This window comes from Bacillus tequilensis KCTC 13622, assembly GCF_000507145.1.
GTDB classification, from domain to species: Bacteria; Bacillota; Bacilli; order Bacillales; family Bacillaceae; genus Bacillus; species Bacillus tequilensis.
Window position 1 is genome coordinate 160086 of the sequence record NZ_AYTO01000032.1, and the last position, 18994, is coordinate 179079.

Genomic DNA, 18994 nt, shown 5'->3' on the forward strand with positions numbered 1-18994 from the left:
TGTTTTAATTAACAGAATGCAGAGAAGTCAGCTTGTACGTAATGATGGTCCGGCCGTTTTCCCATTGAAGTTTCTGCACTTCAGCTGTGCCTGACTTTTCTCCGAACTTTGTTTTTTGCACATCCATCGGAATCTCCATCGGATACACCCGGTATCCGTCTTTCTCTAACGTGAATATATTTTCATCTATGCGAACTTCGTTTCCTTTTGTCACAATCAGTGTATTAAATTCTACAGGCATTCCCAAAGTGAGATCCCCTTTCGTTCTCTTTTTTCTTTATCATACCATATTTCACCGTCAGCGGTTCTTCATCCATTGTGTGAGCTGCCGCACGATACACCGGTTTTCTTTTGGCGGGAAATAATGTGTGAAGGTACTGTAGTACCACGTCTCCACCGGCTTATGCAGCTGTTTTAGCTTTTCTTCGAATAAATAGGAATGCTGAATCGAAACGTTTTGGTCTTTTTCTCCATGGATTAACAGCACGGGTGCCTGAATTTTGTCTACATGGTCAAACGGTGTTCTCCATTTGTATTCCTCAGGCACCTTTTTAGGTGTTCCGCCAATGACCCTTTTCATCATACGCCGCAAATCCTGCCGCTCTTCATATGTAAGGATCATATCACTGACGCCTCCCCAGGAAACGAATGAAGCCGCATGCCGGCCCATTTCAATCGCAGTGAGCATTCCCATAATTCCGCCGCGGGAAAAGCCAAAGATATGAACCCTGTCCTTCTTGACATTCGGATGCCGCTGAAGCAGGCGAAAAGCGGAAAAAGCATCCTCCCTGTCTTCTCCGGCAAAATCCTCGTTGCCCTCTCCTCCTTGATTTCCTCTGTAAAAAGGAGCAAACACAACAAATCCTTGGGATGCAAACTGGATTATGCGGCCCGGCCGAACCATGCCCACACTTTTAATCCCCCCGCGCAAATATAAAAATCCGTCATATTGTCCCGGTGCCGCCGGCTCAGCCAGAAGCCCCTTTACCCGTAAGCCATTTGAAAGATAGCAGATCGTATACAGACGCACATGCTGGCTTGGCGACGGAAATCTTCTTTTCTCTACAATCAAAGCAGCCGCCTCCTTTTTCTATATGCTTTCCTTACTCCGCCATTACATCCGGAGAACCTGATTAGGCATTCACACATTTTTATACCCATCATACGATATGTAAAGCAAAAAAGGATATTAACTTGATGCTAAATAAGGAGGTTGTCTATGTGAACAAATGGTTAAGGCTGGGCTGCGCCTGTGTCGTCAGCACATTTCTGATGATCGCCCTGGCGGCTTGCAGGCAGGAAGATACGCTCACCAAAGTCAAAGTAGCTGAAGTGACCCATTCGATTTTTTACGCGCCTTTATATGTGGCTGAGTCTAAAGGATTTTTCAAGGAAGAAGGTCTTGATGTCGATGTCAATACGACATGGGGCGGCGACAAAACGATGACATCGCTTCTTTCAAATGGCGCAGACATCGCACTTGTCGGGGCAGAAACCTCTATTTATGTCGAAGCACAAGGCGCTAAAGACCCCGTCATCAATTTCGCCCAGCTGACCCAGACAGACGGAACGTTCCTTGTTGCGAGAGAAGATGTTGAACACTTCGACTGGGATCAGCTGAAAGAGAAAACGTTTCTCGGCCAGAGAAAAGGCGGCATGCCGCAAATGGCTGGCGAGTATGTGCTGAACAAACATAAGATTGACCCGCATAAGGATATTGACCTCATCCAGAACATAGACTTCGCCAATATCGCCAATGCATTTGCTTCCGGAACCGGTGACTATGTACAGCTCTTTGAACCGCAAGCTTCCCTCTTTGAGAAAAAAGGCATCGGACATATCGTGGCATCGTTCGGGGAAGAATCAGGCCAGGTTCCGTATACGACTTTTATGGCAAAACAAAGCTATCTGAAGAAACACGAAGATACAGCCGTCAAGTTTACAAAAGCCATTTATAAGGCGCAGCAGTGGGTGGAAAGTCACACAGCGAAGGACATCACGAACGCCATCAAAGATGAATTTGATGATACCGCCCCAGAAGTCATCGAAACATCCATCGAACGCTATAAAAAACAGCATTCGTATTCGCCAGACCCTCTCCTCAACGAAAAAGAATGGGAGCTGCTCCAAACCATTATGGACCAATCGGGAGAACTGCCGAAGCACATTCCATATCATCAGCTTGTAAATAAACAAATTGCCGAAAAAGTCACCTCGGAAAAATAGGAGGCGCCATCTATGTCTTTCTTACATGTCGACCATGTAACCCATACTTATTTTTCTATTAAAGAAAAAACAACGGCTGTGCGGGATATTCATTTCGATGCCGAAAAAGGTGATTTCATCTCATTTCTCGGCCCAAGCGGCTGCGGTAAAACAACACTGCTTTCCATTATCGCCGGGCTGATTGAGCCATCGGAAGGCAGAGTTCTGATTGAAGGCCGTGAGCCGAATCAAAAAGAACATAACATCGGCTACATGCTCCAGCAGGATTACTTATTTCCCTGGAAATCCATCGAGGAAAATGTGCTTCTCGGTTTAAAAATAGCCGACACGCTGACGGAAGAAAGCAAGACCGCCGCACTCGGCCTATTGCCGGAGTTCGGCCTCATAGATGTGGAGAACAGATATCCGAAAGAGCTGTCGGGCGGTATGCGCCAGCGGGCCGCGCTTGCAAGAACTCTTGCGCCAAATCCAAGTCTGCTTTTGCTGGATGAGCCATTTTCCGCGCTTGATTTTCAGACAAAGCTTTCACTGGAAAATCTTGTATTCCACACATTAAAGGAGTATCAAAAAACAGCAGTGCTTGTTACTCATGATATTGGGGAAGCGATAGCGATGAGCGACACGATCTTTTTATTTTCAAACCAGCCGGGCACCATCCATCAGATTTTTACCATTCCTAAGGAATTGGCCGCGATGAAGCCTTTTGACGCCCGCCAGGAGCCATCCTTCCAGACCCTGTTTCAAACAATATGGAAGGAGCTGAATTCCCTTGAGAAACAGCAAAGAAACCATTGATCTGCTTCACGAGCAATATCAATGCAAACAGAAAAAGGAAAAATGGAAAGTCCATTCTTTTCAATTCGCCATATTTATCCTTTTTTTCTCAGGTTGGGAAATCTCCAGCAGACTCGGCTGGATCGATCCGCTGATCTTCAGTTCTCCGTCAGCTGTATGGCGTTTACTGCTGGAGAAACTCGGTGACGGGTCTTTACTGTCACATATCGGCGTCACTTTATTTGAAACAGTGCTTGGCTTTTTGCTTGGGACGTTTATGGGCACGTGCCTTGCTGCTTTGTTATGGTGGTCCAACAGGCTTGCCAGGATTTTAGATCCGTACCTCGTTATTTTGAATGCGATGCCGAAAGTGGCCCTGGGCCCAATCCTGATTGTCGCGCTCGGTCCCAGTTTTATCAGCATTATTTCGATGGGAGCTATCATCAGCGTCATTATCACAACCATCGTCGTGTATACCGCCTTCCAGGAGGTTGACGAAAACTATATAAAAGTCATGAAAACATTCGGCGCAAAGAAATGGGTTATTTTTAAAGAAGTGATTTTGCCCGCATCTTCCCCCGCTATCATTTCAACATTGAAAGTAAACGTCGGGTTATCATGGGTTGGCGTCATTGTAGGAGAATTCCTTGTCTCTAAGGTCGGGTTAGGATATATGATTATTTACGGTTTCCAAGTCTTCAATTTTACGCTCGTCTTCTTAAGCCTGCTGATTATCGCCATATTCGCCACTCTGATGTATCAGGGCGTCGAGTTGCTGGAAAAGAAATGGACGAAGGGCAGAACATAAAAAAACCCGGCACATATGCCGGGTTTTATTCGATCCATCCAGTTTCCTTCAGTTTTTTCAAACTGATCGGAAGAACGGAATCCTTCATAATAAAGCTGAATTTTTTATTGCGGGAAAGGTTTTCCGGAAGCTCATGAAACAAAACCGGGCCTTTCGTTTCAAAGTAATCAGCTTGCTTTTCAAGCTTTTCTATATCTGCAAAATATATATTTTTCACAATCACTTTTTCTTTACCGAGAACTTTATACTGTCCGAGATACTTGAGGCTTTTCACTCTCGCCCCCGTCTCTTCTTTTACTTCCCGGAGCGCTGCATCTTCTGCACACTCCATCGGCTCTACTTTCCCGCCTGGAAACTCATAGCCTCTGTCCTCATGTTCTGTTAAAAGCCATTTGCCGCCAAAACGGCAAATCACCCAGACATGCTTCGGGCTGTCCGAGAAAGGCTGATCGTCAAAGGAAAGCTGAACAGTATTCTGATAATAATCTTTAAACTCGTACATGTTTATCCCTCAAATCCGTTCCTAGCTATCTTCCATACATCATACCACAGTTATGTTTCTTCTGAAGCCTTTTATCAAAAAATAAGGGAAACCCAGCACGCCGTCAGGTTCTGCATGCAACTGGCTCGTACAGTTTTTTGCGATACCTTTTGCCAAAAAATGCGACTGGCGCTCTGGGCTTTATTATGACCCGTGAACTGGGAAAAGTTACGGTTTGCGCTTGAATTTATTTTTCAACGTTTCTAAAAGATCGACAAGCATCTGAGGAACCGGTATGCCGAGAGAGCTTGCTGTCACTACGATTTGCACAGTTTCATAAAGAATATAAAACATAATTGCCAAGTCACGCATTGACCCTTGCGTATTCAGCAGCTGATCAAAAAAGTGGCATACAGAGATCAGAGCGAGCGTGACTAATTTTTTGACAAGCCGGGCAAATACCTTTTTAAACGCCAGTTTGTGAATAATCGTTTCCTTCAAGGTCGTACTGATAAATTCAATCGCCATAAGAGAAAGCAAAATCAGAAATGAATACTGTAATCCTCCAAAGAAAAAACCCGCGGCTGTAACGCTGACTGCTAAAAACGAAAAGATGCCAAAGTCTCTATCCATTTATCCCAACATCCTTTCACAGAAACGGCCTTACGATATTGTATGGAAAACAAGCCGAACGGATTGGATTTTTCAGAAAAATGGACTGGTTGTCGCCTATTTTTTCAGCTGCAAACAAGAAAAGCCGGACATCTTTTATAAAGACATCCGGCCTTTCTATTTAGATTTAACCAAGGTAAGCTTTCAGCATCCAGTTGTGTTTTTCAATATTTTGGTGGATCGCTAGAAGCATGTCCCCTGTTGTTTCGTCACCGACCTCATCAGCTAAATCCATGCCGCTTTTCAGTTCCTCCGCGATGACTGTGAAATCATCATATACGCTTTGAACCATTTGCTCTGCCGTTTCATTTCCTGCCGCTTCTTTTACAGAAGCCGTTTCCAAGGACTCTTTCATTGTCGCAATCGGTTTTCCATTCAGCGCCAAAAGACGTTCTGCTAAGTCATCGATATAAGTGGCTGTTTCGTTATACAGCTCCTCAAACTTTTCATGAAGAGTGAAGAAATCTTTCCCTTTCACATACCAATGATAATTATGTAATTTCACATACATGACTGTCCAGTTCGCTACTTGTTTGTTCACTGCTTGAATCAATTGTTCTGACATGATTATCTTCCTCCTTGTTATATGACTATGTATACCCTGTATATCGTACGTTAAAACCTCTTTTTTATCCTTACCTGTCATGATTTCTTCTTCTATGCTACAATTGTTAAAAAACGGGAGGTGGAATGTCATGACGCTTCTCATTACCGTAAGTATTCTGATTGTGCTGGCTGTTTTGCTTGTCACCATTTGGACGACTGTGAAAGCCTATGGCGTAAAGCACACCATTGATCCTCCGCAGGAAACCCGTTCTGATTCAAAAAATCAATGATGGTGTGATTGCCCGTCTTCAGACTGATTGCTGGCAGCATCCGCGTCTCCGACTTGGACTTTTAAGGTCGGCATGCTATGCTGTTTTTTTGCTGTGACATGGGATTGGACTGTGTATACACCATCTTCCTTAAACGTTGTATCCAATCGGTATACGCCTTTTTCCTGTTTCGCTTTATACATTTGGCCGGCGTCTTTTTCTCCCTCTTTCCACACCTCAAACTTCACTTCATCAGCATCCGTTACTGCCTCGTCACCATATGATACCGCAGCTTCATAGGCGGCGATTTCTCCGGGATTTACTTTTTCGGGCCCGGTCAGCTTGACATCCAATACCTCCGGCGTCTCAGCTGTATTTGCTTTGCTTTCGCCAGACCCGCATCCGTTCAGCAAAAAAGCAGAAAAGAGCAGAACAACCAACATCTTCTTCATGCCATCACCCTTTCATCATTTACCTAAATAGTAGCAAACGCTTACAGCAAATGGTACACAAAATATAAGACGTCACAAAAAAGACCTTTTTGCGTAAACGCAAAAAGGTCCCTTTCTGTTTAGCCAAATACTTTTAACAATTCTTCTTTATCCTGTGACAGCCAGAAACGCATTAAACGTTTAGCACCTTCCAGATCATGAAGCTTCGCTTGGCCGCACTGCTTTTCATTCGCAGCCGGAATTTCGGTAATCTCTACCGCTTCCTTCATTGTATCTTCAAGCAGATCAACGATTTCCGCTGGTGTCGGCTCTCCGCTCACAACAAGATAATAGCCGGTTTGGCAGCCCATCGGAGAGATATCAATGATGTCAAAATGATCATATTTCTCCGCATGAGAGCGAATCGTAAACGCAAGCAAATGCTCAAGTGTGTGAATGGTGTCAGGCTTCATCGCCTGTTTATTGGGCTGGCAAAAACGAATATCAAATTTATTAACAACGCCGTCTGTTCCAACTTTATGCACGCCGCAATGTCTTACATATGGAGCAACAACTGCATTATGATCAAGCTCAAAACTTTCTACTGAAGGCATAATGGCACTCTCCCTTTTCTAAAAATGTATACTCATTATAACATACCTTTCCGATAAGAATTATCAAATAACTTTTCAATCCGCGTTTTTTTTCTTATACTTGCATCAGAAAGGTTGCTGAACGAAATATGAAAACCCTATTTATCGGTCTGATCAGAGGATATCAAAAATTCATCTCGCCGCTGACGCCGCCAACATGCCGCTTTTATCCGACCTGCTCCCAATATGGAATCGAAGCGATTAAAACACATGGGGCTTTAAAAGGCGGCTGGCTGACAATCAAACGGATTTTGAAATGCCACCCATTCCATCCGGGAGGAGTCGATCCCGTTCCTGAAAAGAAACGAAAACATTAAGCGTTATAGCCGTTTACGACAAGATCCAGTTTTCCTGTTTCAGGATCAATGACTAGCCCATGAACTGGAACGTTTTCCGGAAACAGGGGATGATGTTTAATCACATTTACGCTGTCTTTCACACTTGCTTCCACTGAATCAAAGCTTTTAAACCAGTGATCAAAGTCCACACCCGAGTACCTCAATGTTTCGATGCGTTCTTCTGGGATTCCTCTTTCTTTCATTCTTTTAAGCATGCTTTCGCTGCTGATTTTGCTCATGCCGCAATCGTGATGCCCGATCACACATACCTCATCGGCGTTAAGCTCGTACACTGCAACCAACAAACTTCTCATGATGCTTCCGAATGGGTGTGTCACAAGCGCACCGGCACTTTTAATGATTTTCACATCCCCGTTTCTCATATTCATCGAATGCGGCAGCAATTCGACCAAACGAGTATCCATGCAAGAAAGAATGGCCATTTTTTTATCAGGGAATTTTGATGTCTGATATTTTTCGTATTCCTTTTGCTCAGTAAACGACTTGTTAAATTGAAGAATATCATTTAGCAGGCTCATAGCTAGTTGTATTCCTTCCTTGTCTTTTTTCTCTTCAATATATCACAGCATTTGTCTTTTCGTCATCTTATACAAAATCAAACCGGAATAAGAAAAAAAGACAAACCCTGAGGGTCTGTCTTATTTCCCCATATTATATCGTTTTTTGAACTGCTCAACCCTTCCGCCTTTTTCATTGAATTTCTGTCGGCCCGTATAAAACGGATGTGTGTCAGAGCTGACCTCTACTTTAATGACCGGATATGTGCTGCCGTCTTCCCACTCTGCTGTTTCATTAGATGTTTTGGTAGAGGTGCTGAGAAATCGGTAGCCGCTGTTGACATCCTGAAATATGACTTTGTGGTTTTTGGGATGAATTCCTTCTTTCATGTCTATCCCCTTTCTCTCAAATCGTAATAATTACGTTTTATTTTATAACCTTACAAACGTTTTGTCAATCTTCTTACATCCTTCCCTGCGTTTTCTCATCATAAACCTCAAGTTATTTAAGAATAGGAAGAATAATCTAACCGAGGAAGCAAATAATAACCCAAAATACATATAGAAATGTTTTTTTCGAAAGGTGGTTTACGATTGTGGATGATTTAGTTCTGGCCAGAAGCCTGTTTGGCACGACAATGGGATTTCATATCATTTTCGCAACGCTTGGAGTCGGGCTGCCGCTCATGATTTTAGCAGCAGAATTGATCTATCAAAAAACGAAAGATGACCATTATGCAATCATGGCGAAAAGATGGACGAAAGCTCAAGCCGTTTTGCTGGGGGTCGCCATACCGACCGGAACGATCGCGGGCACGCAGCTCGCGCTTTTATGGCCTGGATTTATGGAAGTCATCGGCCGGGTCATGTCCCTGCCGTTTCAGATTGAGATCTATGCTTTTTTTCTTGAAGCCCTTTTCATGTCGATTTATGTATACGCCGCAGACCGTTTGTCACCGGCTATGAGGATTGTCGCCGTTTTCTTTGTGTTAGTCGGAGCTGCAGCGTCGGCCGTTCTGATCACGAATGTCCATGCCTTTGAAGGAACGCCGGCAGGTTTTAAAATTTTAAACGGAAAAATCACAGATGTTGATCCGTGGGCCGCGTTCTTTAATCCGAGCTTTTTTATCACTGCCGGCCATGTCGTTTTATCCGCATTTATGACGGGAGCGTTTATCGTGGCTTCTGTGGCGGCCTATAAAATGATTCGGACAAGAAAAAAGGAAGAAGTCTATCGCTTTCACCGGAAAGCCCTTTTGCTCGCACTGACGATCGGCGGTATTTTTTCATTGCTGACTGCTTTGAACGGACACGAATCTGCACAGATGCTGTACGAATACCAGCCCGAAAAATTAGCAGGTGCGGAAGGCCTGTTTGAAACAAGATCACACGCTCCGCTTGCGATCGGCGGCTTTACCGATGCGAATGAAGAAAAAGTAAAATGGGCCATTGAAATTCCATGGGCGTTAAGCTTTCTGGCAGCGAACCGCTTTGACACTGTTGTAAAAGGATTAAATGCATTTCCTAGAGATGAGTGGCCGCCGCTTTTCATTCACACGCTGTTTAATGCGATGGTCGGAGTAGGCATGCTGCTTATTCTTTATTCCATTATCGGAGTGGTTTGGAGAAAGGTGCTCAAGAAAGACCGTTTCCCAACGTGGCTTTTGGTCATTTTCCTGACAGCAGGCCCTTTTAGTCTCATCGGCATTGAATTCGGCTGGATTTTCGCCTGTACGGGGAGACAGCCTTGGGTCATCTATCATCTCCTGAAAACGTCGGATGTCGTGACAACGACTGGATCGATCGGGGTGCTGTTCTTATTTTTCACATTTGTTTATGCTGTGTTAGGCGCAGCTGTCGTGTACGTGCTGCTGTACTATTTCCGCAAACACCCGGTTGACGAAGATTTAAATACAGCGGAGTCGTAATGGCTCTCTCATCAGGAAACCAAATGGAAGGAAGATCGACAAATGGACATTTCAACTGACGCTCTGATCGCCATCTCAATTATCTGGGGCTTTGTGTTTATTTACGCCGTCATGGCGACAATGGATTTCGGAGCGGGATTTTGGTCTATGATCTATTTAAACAAGGAGCACATGAAGGCCACCGATATTGCAAACCGCTTTCTGTCTCCGACTTGGGAGGTCACAAACGTCTTTATTGTGGCTATTGTTGTGGCGCTTTTCAGCTTTTTTCCCGGCGCGACCTTTGTACTCGGAACCGTTTTATTAATTCCCGGCAGCATGATTTTACTGCTTTTAGCAATCCGAAGCGGATTTCTCGTTTTTTCAAACACAGCAAAAGAACGGAAAGTGCTAAGATATATTTCCGGCATATCCGGCTTTATCATCCCTGCTATTTTAATTTTAGTGCTTCCTGTCACGCACGGAGGGTTTATAGAAAAAACGGGCGGAATCTATAACTTGAATATGTCTAAAATCTTTTCAAGCCCGAACGCCTATGCATTTATCGGGTTTGCGATTTTAAGCACTTTATTTTTGTCCTCGCTGCTGCTTGCTGATTTTTCAAATGTGGCGGAGGAACAGGACGCATACCGCGCTTACAGAAAAAGCGCCATGATTACAGGCCCGATTTCACTCCTGTTTGCTGTATGCATTATGCTGACAATGCGGAATGAAGCAAACTGGCTGTATAGCGGTATGATGAAAAATTTCTCTTGGATTATCGCATCGTTCATTACATTTGTCATTGCTGGAATCGCTCTTTTTCTGCCTAACAAGAGCTTTGGCCAAAAAATCGGAAAGCCGCGGCTTGCACTTGTTGCGATTGCGATTCAGTATTTTCTCGCAAGCTACGCGTACGGGCGGGCGCACCTCCCGTATATGATTTATCCCGATGTGACAGTCATGTCGGGTTTCACAGAGCCAGCAACGTTCAGAGCGCTGTTTGCCACGTATATCGTAGCATTTATCATTCTGTTTCCAGGCTTTTATTTCTTCTGGAGAATGTTTATGCGGGATAAACGGTATATCCGCCAGGAGGAATAGAGGGCAGGCCCGCCGGCTATACTAAGCCAGAACCTTTATGAGGAGGGGATGGCATGGAGCAGAAAATTCTATGCGAAGTCAACAACTGTTCTTATTGGGGCAAAGGAAACAAATGCACCGCTGATGCCATTTATGTTGTCAGCCATACTGGTGAAACGGCTGAAAACAGCAAGGAAACAGACTGCAAAACGTTTAAGCCGCATGACTTGTAATCAAAAGAAAGAGCTGCGTCAGCCAGCTCTTTCTTTTTGCATATGTAGTGCTCTCAGTTTTTCTGTCATGCCCCCGTTTGCACGCAAAAACAAAAAGGTCCCTGTATAACATTCACCTGTCCCAGCCGAGAACTTGAAACAGTAAACCACATTTGCAAAAAAATAGCCCATGACACCGAGCAATGCGCTGAGAATCAGCATAACCTTCATTAAGATTACTCCAACTGCCCGAAGATCTATTTCGGCAACACAGACGACCAGGTAAGCCAAAAGCATGCTTTTTTATTCAGATGAGACAAAAAGTTTCCTGCTTGCAAACATATCGCGTTTTATCAAGCGTCATTAGCATAAAAAAACCGGCTGCATCAGCAGCCGGTCCAAACGAGAAGGGATGTATTCAACGAACGCTTTTACTATAACAGCACACAGACATTCTATCAAAATGACAAAATGCTTTTTTCTTATCCATGCTGTGTGAAAACATCCATTTTGGTCACATATTTTCGCATAATGTCCTGGTTCACCTCTACCCCTAAACCAGGCTGTTTTGACACAGAAATAAATCCATTATCAATACGGATATCAGGGGTCACGATATCCTCATCCCAATAGCGTGAGGATGAAGAAATATCACCCGGTATTGTGAATTGCGGCAGTGAAGCCAGCGCCACGTTTTGCGCTCTGGAAATGCCAGTTTCCAGCATTCCGCCGCACCAAACCTGCATTTGATGCTCTCTGCATAAATCGTGAATTTTTAAAGCCTCTGTTAAGCCGCCGACACGGGATGGCTTAATATTAATGATTTTGCAGCTCCCGAGCTCAATCGCACGTCTCGCATCATCGGCCGAACAAATGCTTTCATCAAGGCAAATGGCCGTTTTCAAATGTTTCTGCAAGTGGCGGTGGTCAACGATGTCGTCAGCTTGAAGCGGCTGCTCAATCATCATTAAATGGTACTCATCAAGCTCCTTTAAGCGGCTGATATCCTTCAGTCCATACGAGGAATTGGCATCGGCCATGAGCGGGATGTTTGGGAACCGGCTGCGGATGGCCTTGACCAATTCTACATCGTGACCAGGCTGAATTTTAATTTTTATTCTTTGATATCCTTCTTTTTGATACCTCTCAATTTCCTTCAGCATGTCATCAAGGGGCGCTAAGCCGACAACCACCCCGGCAGGTATTTTATCTCTTGTCCCGCCCAAGGCCTCGGCAAGCGATATGCCCTTCTTTTTCGCATAGAGATCCCAGACAGCCGATTCAAGGCCCGCTTTTGCCATACGGTTTCCTTTATAGCGCGCCAGACTGTCCGGCACATCGGAAGGGTGATTGAATTCACGTCCGACAACATTGGGAATAAAAAAATCCTTTAGCATGTGCAAACAGGTTTCAATGGTTTCCTCGGTGTACCAAGGCGAAGAGAACGCAGATACCTCTCCCCAGCCTGTGACACCGGATGTATCAATGGCTTCCACAATCAGAAATTTACGCTCTTGAAGCGTTTCTATACTGTTTTTGAACGGTTTCTTTAAATTCATGCTCAAATGGTAAAGCGTAATTTTCTCGATTTCGATCATAGCAGTTCTCCTTTACGCGCATCCTTCAGCTGATTTCGCAAGAGCTTATTAGACGCATTGCGCGGCAGGCTGTCCAGCACAAAGAATTTTGCCGGAATTTTATACTTCGCCAAGCGTTCTTTGCAGTAGGCGGTCAACTCTTCTGCGTTCACAGGCTTGTGAAGGACAAGATAGGCGTGGGGCACTTTCCCCCATTTTTTGTCCTCAGCCCCTGAAACACCGGCTTCGGCAACAGCAGGGTGTGAAAGCAGCACTGACTCTACTTCAGCCGGATAAATGTTTTCTCCGCCTGAAATGATCAGATCTGAACGTCTGTCTAGTACATATAAAAAGCCTTCGCTGTCCAAATACCCAAGATCCCCTGTTTTCAGCCAGCCATTTTGAAAGGCGGCTTCGTTTGCGCTCTCCCGGTTAAAATAGCTTTTCATGACATTTGGGCCTTTGACCATGATTTCACCATGTTCAAGCGGTTCACACGCCTGTCCGTCCCGCTCTATTTTGATTTCACATGAAAACAGCGGTTTCCCCGCAGATCCGAGCTTTTCCATACTGAATTCCGGCGACAGGGTAACAATTTGTGAGCATGTCTCTGTCATTCCGTATGACTGAAAAACGGGGAATCCTTTCTCACGGCATTCTTCAAGCAATGGCAGCGGTGCAGGACCTCCGCCGAGCAGAATACATCTGATGGTTTCAGGGCAGCGGCTTGTTTCTTCTAAAAGACTGGCGAGCATTGTCTGCACAACAGATATCATTGTCACTTGATGCCTGTTGATAGAATCCAGCACATCGCTTACGGAAAAGCGCTGGTGAAGCACGACAGTCATGCCATAGATCACAGATTTAAATAAAGCGGACAAGCCGCTGATGTGAAAGAGCGGCAATGCGATAAGCCAGCGGTCTTGTTCTGTTATACCCAAATTAAGCGCAGATGACACCGCACTGAAATAATGGTTACCGAACGTTTGCTGAACCCCCTTGGGCTTACCTGTCGTACCTGACGTATACATCAAGGTTGCCGTTTGATCCAATTGCATATAAGCCTGGATCTCAATTTCCTCAGCGTCTTCTTTCGTCAGTTCATCCACATCAATAATGTGTACGGTGTGTTTATAATCTTGCTGTTCAAAGCTTGAATCTGTCAGTAAAAAGCGGGCGCCGGAATCCTCCAGCTGAAACAGCCTTTCATGTGTTGACAGCTTTGTATTCAGGAGCACTGCTTTAACACCTAGCAAAAAACAAGCGTGAACGGCATAAACCATTTCTATACGGTTTTGGAGCAAAATAGCCGCAGTGTCTCCTTTTTGAACCGAATGAGCAGCAAGCTGAGCCGCCATTCGCTTAGACGCGGCAAACAACCCTGCAAATGTAACGGTTTGGTCTCCATAAATGAGAGCGATTCTCTCAGGGGTCAGCTGTGCCCGCTGCATGAGCCAGTTCGGCTGTTCTGTCAGCATGTCATCATCTCCGAAATAAAATGTCTGTATTGAAAAGAAAACAGCTTGGACCGCAAAGTCTCAAGCTGTTTGTTTACTAAGTATTGCTGATCACGGGAAACGAGGGAACTGTCCGAAATCAGGTTTGCGTTTTTCCTTAAAGGAATCACGGCCTTCTTTTGCTTCATCAGTCGTGTAGTAAAGAAGGGTAGCATCCCCTGCAAATTGCTGAATTCCAGCAAGTCCGTCTGTATCCGCGTTAAACGCAGCTTTAAGAAAACGAAGTGCGGTCGGGCTTTTTTCAAGCATTTCTTCACACCATTTAATCGTTTCTTCTTCAAGTTGTTCCAAAGGAACGACTGTGTTGACAAGACCCATGTCCAGCGCTTCCTGTGCATTGTACTGACGGCACAGATACCAAATTTCACGGGCTTTTTTATGTCCTACGATTCGAGCAAGGTAGCCAGAACCATAACCAGCGTCAAAGCTTCCGACTTTAGGGCCTGTTTGTCCGAAAATCGCGTTGTCAGCAGCGATTGTCAAATCACATACGATGTGAAGCACATGGCCTCCGCCGATCGCATATCCGGATACCATCGCAACAACCGGTTTCGGAATGACGCGAATTAAACGCTGAAGATCCAGTACGTTCAGACGCGGAATTTGGTCGTCTCCTACATATCCGCCGTGGCCGCGCACTTTTTGGTCTCCGCCGGAACAAAATGCTTTGTCCCCGGCACCGGCAAGCACGATCACTCCAACGTTTTGATCATCTCTCGCGTCAGCAAAGGCATCAATCATTTCAGCAACCGTTTTAGGGGTGAACGCGTTATGTACCTCAGGGCGGTTGATTGTTATTTTTGCAATACCATTATACGTTTCATACAATATTTCATCGTATGTCCGTTTTGTTTTCCATTCTGCAGCCATATGATGACCTCCTTTTATTCTCTATGTGAATGAGTCAGATGTTTGTCAAAAACTCACTCACTATTTTACCAAACAATTGCGGCTGTTCCACATGGACTGTATGTCCGGCTTCTGGAACAATCTCTATTCTACTAGATGGAAGCTTCTTGTGCACCTCTTGATTGATGGTGCAAAACTTTTTGTCCCACTCCCCGCAGATCAGAAGCACAGGCACGGCCAATTCATCCACCCGGCTCCACAAGGAAGGCTGTGAACCGGTCCCCATACCCGTTAAACTGTTTGCAAGCCCAATCTTATTGTTTCGCAGACGGTCCGACCGTATGCTGTGCCGAATATCTTCAGCCAGCCGCTGCTGCGATGAAAACAAAGGAATGTTCTCCCAATACTCAACAAACGCTTTGATCCCGTCACGCAAAATAAAATCTGCAAGCTTCCGGTCCCGCATGATCCGGTCCCGCCGTTCCTCAAGCGTTTTGAGACCCGGCGTTGTGCTTTCAAGCACAAGGGCCGATACCCGTTCAGGATATGCTGCTGCAAAAGAATAAGCAAGTCTTCCTCCCATAGAATACCCAATCAATTTCACTTTGTGAAGTTTTAATTGATCAAAAATCTCGGCAAGGTCAGAAACTTGCCGGCTCGTGCTGTATCTTTTCCCATTCAGCGGGGCATCTGTTTCACCATGCCCTAAACAATCTATTTTGATCAAACGGGAATCAGGCAGCATCTCATCAAGAAAAGTCCATGATTGTTTGCTGCCGGTAAAACCGTGCAGGCAGACGACGGCCTCTGAAGCCTTTGACCGCTCGTCTGCCACAGCATAACGGACACCGTCTGAAACAGTTATGCTTACAGTTCCCATTGGTTTTTCACTTCCCGCACAGCCTCATTCAGCATATCGCGATGAAGCTGGACTCTCGATTGGCGATCCGTTTTGATTTCGATCAAATGGAGTCCGGGCTTGTCCGCCTGCGGCGCGTAAGCTGCTTTGAATTCATCCCACGAAGCCGGACAGGAATACGTTCCGCCGTAAAGCGCCGCCGCATGCTCGAAATCAAGCCCTGTCGGCGTGCCGAACAAATCTTCAAAATGTGTCTTCTCAGAAGCCTGCGGCAAAAAGGAGAAAATCCCTCCGCCATCATTATTCACGAGAATCACAGTAAGAGGAATGCCCAGCTTTTTAGCTGCCAGCAGTCCGTTTAAATCGTGATAAAAAGATAAATCTCCAATCACGAGGGTGACAGGCGCTTTTGTTCCTTCACATACCCCCATAGCAGAGGAGACGACACCGTCTATCCCGTTTGCACCCCGATTTGAATAAATCCGGAAATTGCGCTCCTGCTTTTCAAAAAACGTATCAACATCCCTGATCGGCATGCTGTTGCCGACAAAGAGCGAACTGTTTTCCGGCACAAGGTGCTGAAGGATTCGATAGAGATTGCCTTCAAACGAAACCTCTTCACTGCTGATTGTTTGCAGATGCGCACGAAAACGCTCATTGACAAGCTGCCACTTTTCCAGCCATTCTGACGGTCTGGTCATGTCAGTAAGTTCAGCCAAGATGACTTCGGCAAAAACCGACGCATTACTATGAATCATATGCGCGCTTGCCTGTGTCGGGTCTCTCCACCCTCCATCCTCGTCAATCACAATCTGCTGAATGTCAGGATCATCCTTGAGCCATAAGAAAACAGGCTTCGAAACAGGCATCGGCCCAAAACGGATAACAACTTCAGGACGCAAATTCGATTTCAGTTCATCATCTTTTAAAAATGAATCGTACGCATCAATGACAGTGCTTTTATCATGAGCGCCGTTCCGCAGATTGGACAGCGGGTCCGCTAAAATCGGATACTGAAGCGCCTTTGACAGCGCGATAATGTTTTCCTTATCTATATCACTATGGAGCTCTCCGCAGACGATCATTCCTTTTTCAGCCTCTCCGAGCATTGCTGCCACATCAGACAGGGATTCGTGATCAACAGACTGCATACCCGTTTTTACAGACACATGACGGCCTGCTCTCATTCTTGCAAACGGCTCATCTGAAAGATCCGGCATCAGCGGTTCCCGCAGCGGCACATTCACATGCACAGGACCCATTGGGCGTTTTTGCGCTTCGCCGGCTGCGCGGCCGGCCAGCGTTCGGATATATCTCAGCATTTGCGGAGACTCTTCTGGAAGAGCAGAGTCTGTGAAAAACTTAACAAAGTTGCCGAATAAGAAGTGCTGATTAATAGCCTGCGGTGCGCCTACTTCGCGCAGCTCGTGGGGCCGATCAGCAGTTAACACAATAATTGGCACTCTTGAATAATGGGCTTCAATCACAGCCGGATAAAAGTTGGCTGCGGCTGTTCCTGATGTGCAGATCAAAAGCACGGGACGCTGCTTCGCTTTCGCCAGCCCTAAAGCAAAAAAACCGGCAGATCTTTCATCAATTTGGACATGGACGCTGATATCGGGATGTGCGGCCGCAAGAATAGCCAGCGGTGTGGATCTTGAGCCCGGACAAACAACAGCGTCCGTAATTCCGGAAAGGGCGAATTCATCAATAAAACTTCCGATATAATGGGTAATCGGGTTGGCTGTCAACGCCTCTCACCTCCTAATGCAGAGATCATCGGCTTCAATTTAATCTGTGTTTCTTCATATTCCGATTGCGGATCAGAGTCTTCTACAATGCCGCATCCGGCAAACAGCCTTGCTGTGCTGCCTTCAATCAGCCCTGAACGGATGGCTACTGCGAATTCTCCGTTATCCTGGCTGTCAATCCAGCCTATAGGAGCCGCATACCAGCCGCGGGACAGCGGTTCGATCTCTCTGATCACTTCAACCGCTTTTTTCTGTGGTGCTCCTCCGAGTGCCGGGGTCGGATGCAGTTTCTCAATTAAGTCAAAGAGCGACGCCGACTCGCGAAGCTGTCCGACAATCGGCGTAAATAAATGCTGGACGCTTTTCGTTTTGTACAATACTGGTCCGTCAGGCTTTTCAATCTCAGAGCAGCTTGATTCAAAAGCGTCTTGGATCATGCCCACCACAATATCATGCTCCAGCAGATTTTTCTCATCGTTTAATAATTCAAGACCTAGCCGGTAGTCATCTTCTTTATCCGCGCCTCGTTTAATGGAGCCTGCAAGACAAGAAGACATAACAGTGCTGCCGTCTCTTTTGATCAGTCTTTCCGGAGACGCGCCGACAAAGGTTTTCCCTTCCTGTTCGATCGCAAAAACATAGCTTGTCTGCTGATCGTTCAGAAGCGTTTTAAGCACAGGTTCTATTTGGACCGGGCCGTCAAACGTAAGCAAAAGCTCGCGTGCAAGAACCACTTTGTCATATTGTTTTTCTTTAATTTGGCTTGTAGCCGTTTCGATTGCTTTTAGCCAATCATCCTTATCCAGCTCTTGAGATGCTGCTATCGCAGCCTGATCTCCATGATTGAATCCAGAAACCTTCATTTCCGCCGCAAAAGCTTTTAACCCTTCTAAAACAGCCTCTGCTTTTTCTTCTCCGCTTACCCACCTGTTGACTGTTAAAAACGGGCCTTCAGCAGTCATCGTCAGCATAAGCGCAGGCACAAAGAAATCCCCTTCCGAGAAATGGTCCCATTGTGTACCTCTTTCTTCGCAAGGGTCAAAAGAAAATCCTCCGAATAACACAGGTCCCACTGCAGAATGCTGCAGCTTTTCTTCTTCATAAATATGAAAAGCCGTCTTTTTAAAGCGCTCCCATTGTTCAAAGACCTCGCGATACCGCTCGCTGTTTTTTTGATTCGTCTGGAAAACCGCTTCTTTGCCAAGACCGACTATTGTCAATTCACTTTCAGGATCTGACCAAAAAAATCGATTGCCTGTATATTTTTTTGCTCCGTAATTGAAAAATGATAGAGGGTCAAGAGACTCAATTTGTCTCGAATAGCTTATTAAGACAGCATGGTTGACTTCTTTGGCTGTATGTAATGCATGTAGAACTTCCTTTCGGAACGTACGCTGCATCGTTGTCACCATGAGACATTCCTCCATAATCCTTAAAATGCTTTTAATACCATACACCTGTGTCTTCTTTGTGTCAAACACACAGATCATGCAGTTCAAATGGCCTGCCTTACCTATTATAAA

General features: G+C 45.4%; 24 protein-coding genes. 8 read left to right on the forward strand and 16 right to left on the reverse strand.

The features are described from left to right. Positions 1–4: 4 nt before the first annotated feature. A complete protein-coding gene (locus V756_RS0110790; RefSeq protein ID WP_024714683.1) occupies positions 5–247 on the reverse strand; it encodes a DUF2584 domain-containing protein in 243 nt (80 codons plus the stop codon). Positions 248–298: 51 nt separating this feature from the next. Then, on the reverse strand, positions 299–1072 hold the full coding sequence (locus V756_RS0110795) for an alpha/beta hydrolase family protein (RefSeq protein ID WP_024714684.1): 774 nt from the start codon (positions 1070–1072) through the stop codon (positions 299–301). 149 nt (positions 1073–1221) lie between these two features. Between V756_RS0110795 and V756_RS0110800 the strand changes: the two genes are divergently transcribed. The 3 genes from V756_RS0110800 to V756_RS0110810 are packed head-to-tail and all read left to right on the forward strand — an operon-like array spanning position 1222 to position 3808. Next, positions 1222–2226 (forward strand): ABC transporter substrate-binding protein, encoded by a 1005-nt coding sequence (locus V756_RS0110800; protein WP_024714685.1) that lies wholly within the window; start codon positions 1222–1224, stop codon positions 2224–2226. Between the two features lie 12 nt (positions 2227–2238). Next, positions 2239–3021, forward strand: a complete 783-nt coding sequence (locus V756_RS0110805) for an ABC transporter ATP-binding protein (protein WP_024714686.1) — start codon at positions 2239–2241, stop codon at positions 3019–3021. Continuing rightward, complete coding sequence (locus tag V756_RS0110810; RefSeq protein ID WP_024714687.1) at positions 2996–3808, forward strand: ABC transporter permease; 813 nt, start codon at positions 2996–2998, stop codon at positions 3806–3808. The genes V756_RS0110805 and V756_RS0110810 overlap by 26 nt, the downstream gene beginning before the upstream one ends. A gap of 25 nt (positions 3809–3833) precedes the next feature. Here V756_RS0110810 and ytkD read toward each other — a convergent pair whose 3' ends face one another. The 3 genes from ytkD to V756_RS0110825 form a co-directional block, all read right to left on the reverse strand. Then, complete coding sequence (gene ytkD / locus V756_RS0110815) at positions 3834–4310, reverse strand: RNA deprotection pyrophosphohydrolase (protein ID WP_024714688.1); 477 nt, start codon at positions 4308–4310, stop codon at positions 3834–3836. Positions 4311–4517: 207 nt separating this feature from the next. Next, on the reverse strand, positions 4518–4922 hold the full coding sequence (locus V756_RS0110820) for a phage holin family protein (protein ID WP_024714689.1): 405 nt from the start codon (positions 4920–4922) through the stop codon (positions 4518–4520). A gap of 166 nt (positions 4923–5088) precedes the next feature. Next, a complete protein-coding gene (locus V756_RS0110825; RefSeq protein WP_024714690.1) occupies positions 5089–5526 on the reverse strand; it encodes a Dps family protein in 438 nt (145 codons plus the stop codon). A gap of 130 nt (positions 5527–5656) precedes the next feature. On the opposite strand from V756_RS0110825, the gene ytzI reads away from it, so the two are divergent. Continuing rightward, positions 5657–5797 carry a YtzI protein gene (gene ytzI / locus V756_RS0110830; protein WP_024714691.1) on the forward strand — a complete coding sequence of 47 codons (141 nt, stop codon included), beginning with the start codon at positions 5657–5659 and terminating at the stop codon, positions 5795–5797. On the opposite strand, the gene V756_RS0110835 is transcribed toward ytzI, so the two are convergent. Both V756_RS0110835 and V756_RS0110840 read right to left on the reverse strand, forming a co-directional pair. Continuing rightward, positions 5791–6228, reverse strand: a complete 438-nt coding sequence (locus V756_RS0110835; RefSeq protein WP_024714692.1) for a FixH family protein — start codon at positions 6226–6228, stop codon at positions 5791–5793. The two genes, ytzI and V756_RS0110835, sit on opposite strands and share 7 nt — an antisense overlap. A gap of 119 nt (positions 6229–6347) precedes the next feature. After that, entirely contained in the window at positions 6348–6821 is a 474-nt protein-coding gene (locus V756_RS0110840) for an S-ribosylhomocysteine lyase (protein ID WP_014114882.1), read from the reverse strand. Between the two features lie 128 nt (positions 6822–6949). On the opposite strand from V756_RS0110840, the gene yidD reads away from it, so the two are divergent. After that, complete coding sequence (gene yidD, locus V756_RS0110845) at positions 6950–7177, forward strand: membrane protein insertion efficiency factor YidD (protein WP_024714693.1); 228 nt, start codon at positions 6950–6952, stop codon at positions 7175–7177. On the opposite strand, the gene V756_RS0110850 is transcribed toward yidD, so the two are convergent. Further along, the gene (locus V756_RS0110850) at positions 7174–7737 is read right to left on the reverse strand and encodes a beta-class carbonic anhydrase (RefSeq protein WP_024714694.1); all 564 of its coding nucleotides are present in this window, start codon (positions 7735–7737) and stop codon (positions 7174–7176) included. The genes yidD and V756_RS0110850 overlap by 4 nt on opposite strands. Before the next feature lie 120 nt (positions 7738–7857). Beyond that, positions 7858–8106: a type B 50S ribosomal protein L31 gene (locus V756_RS0110855; RefSeq protein ID WP_024714695.1), complete on the reverse strand. Its 249-nt coding sequence runs from the start codon at positions 8104–8106 to the stop codon at positions 7858–7860. A 206-nt stretch (positions 8107–8312) separates the two neighbouring features. On the opposite strand from V756_RS0110855, the gene V756_RS0110860 reads away from it, so the two are divergent. Genes V756_RS0110860 through V756_RS01000000122265 form a run of 3 tightly spaced genes read left to right on the forward strand, consistent with a single transcriptional unit; the run spans position 8313 to position 10939 of the window. Next, positions 8313–9644 carry a cytochrome ubiquinol oxidase subunit I gene (locus V756_RS0110860; protein ID WP_024714696.1) on the forward strand — a complete coding sequence of 444 codons (1332 nt, stop codon included), beginning with the start codon at positions 8313–8315 and terminating at the stop codon, positions 9642–9644. 42 nt (positions 9645–9686) lie between these two features. Then, positions 9687–10727, forward strand: coding sequence for a cytochrome d ubiquinol oxidase subunit II (locus V756_RS0110865; protein ID WP_024714697.1), 1041 nt, complete (start codon positions 9687–9689; stop codon positions 10725–10727). A gap of 53 nt (positions 10728–10780) precedes the next feature. Then, a complete protein-coding gene (locus V756_RS01000000122265) occupies positions 10781–10939 on the forward strand; it encodes a DUF1540 domain-containing protein (protein ID WP_032682083.1) in 159 nt (52 codons plus the stop codon). Positions 10940–10957: 18 nt separating this feature from the next. Here V756_RS01000000122265 and V756_RS0110875 read toward each other — a convergent pair whose 3' ends face one another. From V756_RS0110875 to V756_RS0110905, 7 genes are all read right to left on the reverse strand, one after another. Then, positions 10958–11149 (reverse strand): hypothetical protein, encoded by a 192-nt coding sequence (locus V756_RS0110875; RefSeq protein ID WP_024714698.1) that lies wholly within the window; start codon positions 11147–11149, stop codon positions 10958–10960. Between the two features lie 251 nt (positions 11150–11400). Continuing rightward, the gene (menC, locus tag V756_RS0110880) at positions 11401–12516 is read right to left on the reverse strand and encodes an o-succinylbenzoate synthase (protein ID WP_024714699.1); all 1116 of its coding nucleotides are present in this window, start codon (positions 12514–12516) and stop codon (positions 11401–11403) included. Next, a complete protein-coding gene (locus V756_RS0110885) occupies positions 12513–13973 on the reverse strand; it encodes an o-succinylbenzoate--CoA ligase (protein WP_024714700.1) in 1461 nt (486 codons plus the stop codon). Before V756_RS0110885 ends, menC begins: the two co-directional genes overlap by 4 nt. Positions 13974–14063: 90 nt before the next feature. Then, a complete protein-coding gene (gene menB / locus V756_RS0110890; RefSeq protein ID WP_003219322.1) occupies positions 14064–14882 on the reverse strand; it encodes a 1,4-dihydroxy-2-naphthoyl-CoA synthase in 819 nt (272 codons plus the stop codon). A gap of 34 nt (positions 14883–14916) precedes the next feature. Beyond that, positions 14917–15741 (reverse strand): 2-succinyl-6-hydroxy-2,4-cyclohexadiene-1-carboxylate synthase, encoded by an 825-nt coding sequence (gene menH, locus V756_RS0110895; RefSeq protein ID WP_024714701.1) that lies wholly within the window; start codon positions 15739–15741, stop codon positions 14917–14919. After that, the gene (gene menD / locus V756_RS0110900; RefSeq protein WP_024714702.1) at positions 15729–17471 is read right to left on the reverse strand and encodes a 2-succinyl-5-enolpyruvyl-6-hydroxy-3-cyclohexene-1-carboxylic-acid synthase; all 1743 of its coding nucleotides are present in this window, start codon (positions 17469–17471) and stop codon (positions 15729–15731) included. Before menD ends, menH begins: the two co-directional genes overlap by 13 nt. Beyond that, on the reverse strand, positions 17468–18883 hold the full coding sequence (locus tag V756_RS0110905) for an isochorismate synthase (RefSeq protein ID WP_024714703.1): 1416 nt from the start codon (positions 18881–18883) through the stop codon (positions 17468–17470). Before V756_RS0110905 ends, menD begins: the two co-directional genes overlap by 4 nt. Between the last annotated feature and the right edge of the window lie 111 nt (positions 18884–18994).

Coding starts and splice junctions, on each gene's coding strand:
- menB (WP_003219322.1), bottom strand. CDS start 14,882: ATGGCTGCAGAATGGAAAACAAAACGGACATACGATGAAATATTGTAT.
- V756_RS0110805 (WP_024714686.1), top strand. CDS start 2,239: ATGTCTTTCTTACATGTCGACCATGTAACCCATACTTATTTTTCTATT.
- V756_RS0110825 (WP_024714690.1), bottom strand. CDS start 5,526: ATGTCAGAACAATTGATTCAAGCAGTGAACAAACAAGTAGCGAACTGG.
- V756_RS0110840 (WP_014114882.1), bottom strand. CDS start 6,821: ATGCCTTCAGTAGAAAGTTTTGAGCTTGATCATAATGCAGTTGTTGCT.
- V756_RS0110875 (WP_024714698.1), bottom strand. CDS start 11,149: ATGAAGGTTATGCTGATTCTCAGCGCATTGCTCGGTGTCATGGGCTAT.
- yidD (WP_024714693.1), top strand. CDS start 6,950: ATGAAAACCCTATTTATCGGTCTGATCAGAGGATATCAAAAATTCATC.
- menC (WP_024714699.1), bottom strand. CDS start 12,516: ATGATCGAAATCGAGAAAATTACGCTTTACCATTTGAGCATGAATTTA.
- V756_RS0110905 (WP_024714703.1), bottom strand. CDS start 18,883: ATGGTGACAACGATGCAGCGTACGTTCCGAAAGGAAGTTCTACATGCA.
- V756_RS0110885 (WP_024714700.1), bottom strand. CDS start 13,973: ATGCTGACAGAACAGCCGAACTGGCTCATGCAGCGGGCACAGCTGACC.
- V756_RS0110820 (WP_024714689.1), bottom strand. CDS start 4,922: ATGGATAGAGACTTTGGCATCTTTTCGTTTTTAGCAGTCAGCGTTACA.
- V756_RS0110855 (WP_024714695.1), bottom strand. CDS start 8,106: ATGAAAGAAGGAATTCATCCCAAAAACCACAAAGTCATATTTCAGGAT.
- V756_RS0110850 (WP_024714694.1), bottom strand. CDS start 7,737: ATGAGCCTGCTAAATGATATTCTTCAATTTAACAAGTCGTTTACTGAG.
- ytzI (WP_024714691.1), top strand. CDS start 5,657: ATGACGCTTCTCATTACCGTAAGTATTCTGATTGTGCTGGCTGTTTTG.
- menH (WP_024714701.1), bottom strand. CDS start 15,741: ATGGGAACTGTAAGCATAACTGTTTCAGACGGTGTCCGTTATGCTGTG.
- ytkD (WP_024714688.1), bottom strand. CDS start 4,310: ATGTACGAGTTTAAAGATTATTATCAGAATACTGTTCAGCTTTCCTTT.
- V756_RS0110835 (WP_024714692.1), bottom strand. CDS start 6,228: ATGAAGAAGATGTTGGTTGTTCTGCTCTTTTCTGCTTTTTTGCTGAAC.
- V756_RS01000000122265 (WP_032682083.1), top strand. CDS start 10,781: ATGGAGCAGAAAATTCTATGCGAAGTCAACAACTGTTCTTATTGGGGC.
- V756_RS0110865 (WP_024714697.1), top strand. CDS start 9,687: ATGGACATTTCAACTGACGCTCTGATCGCCATCTCAATTATCTGGGGC.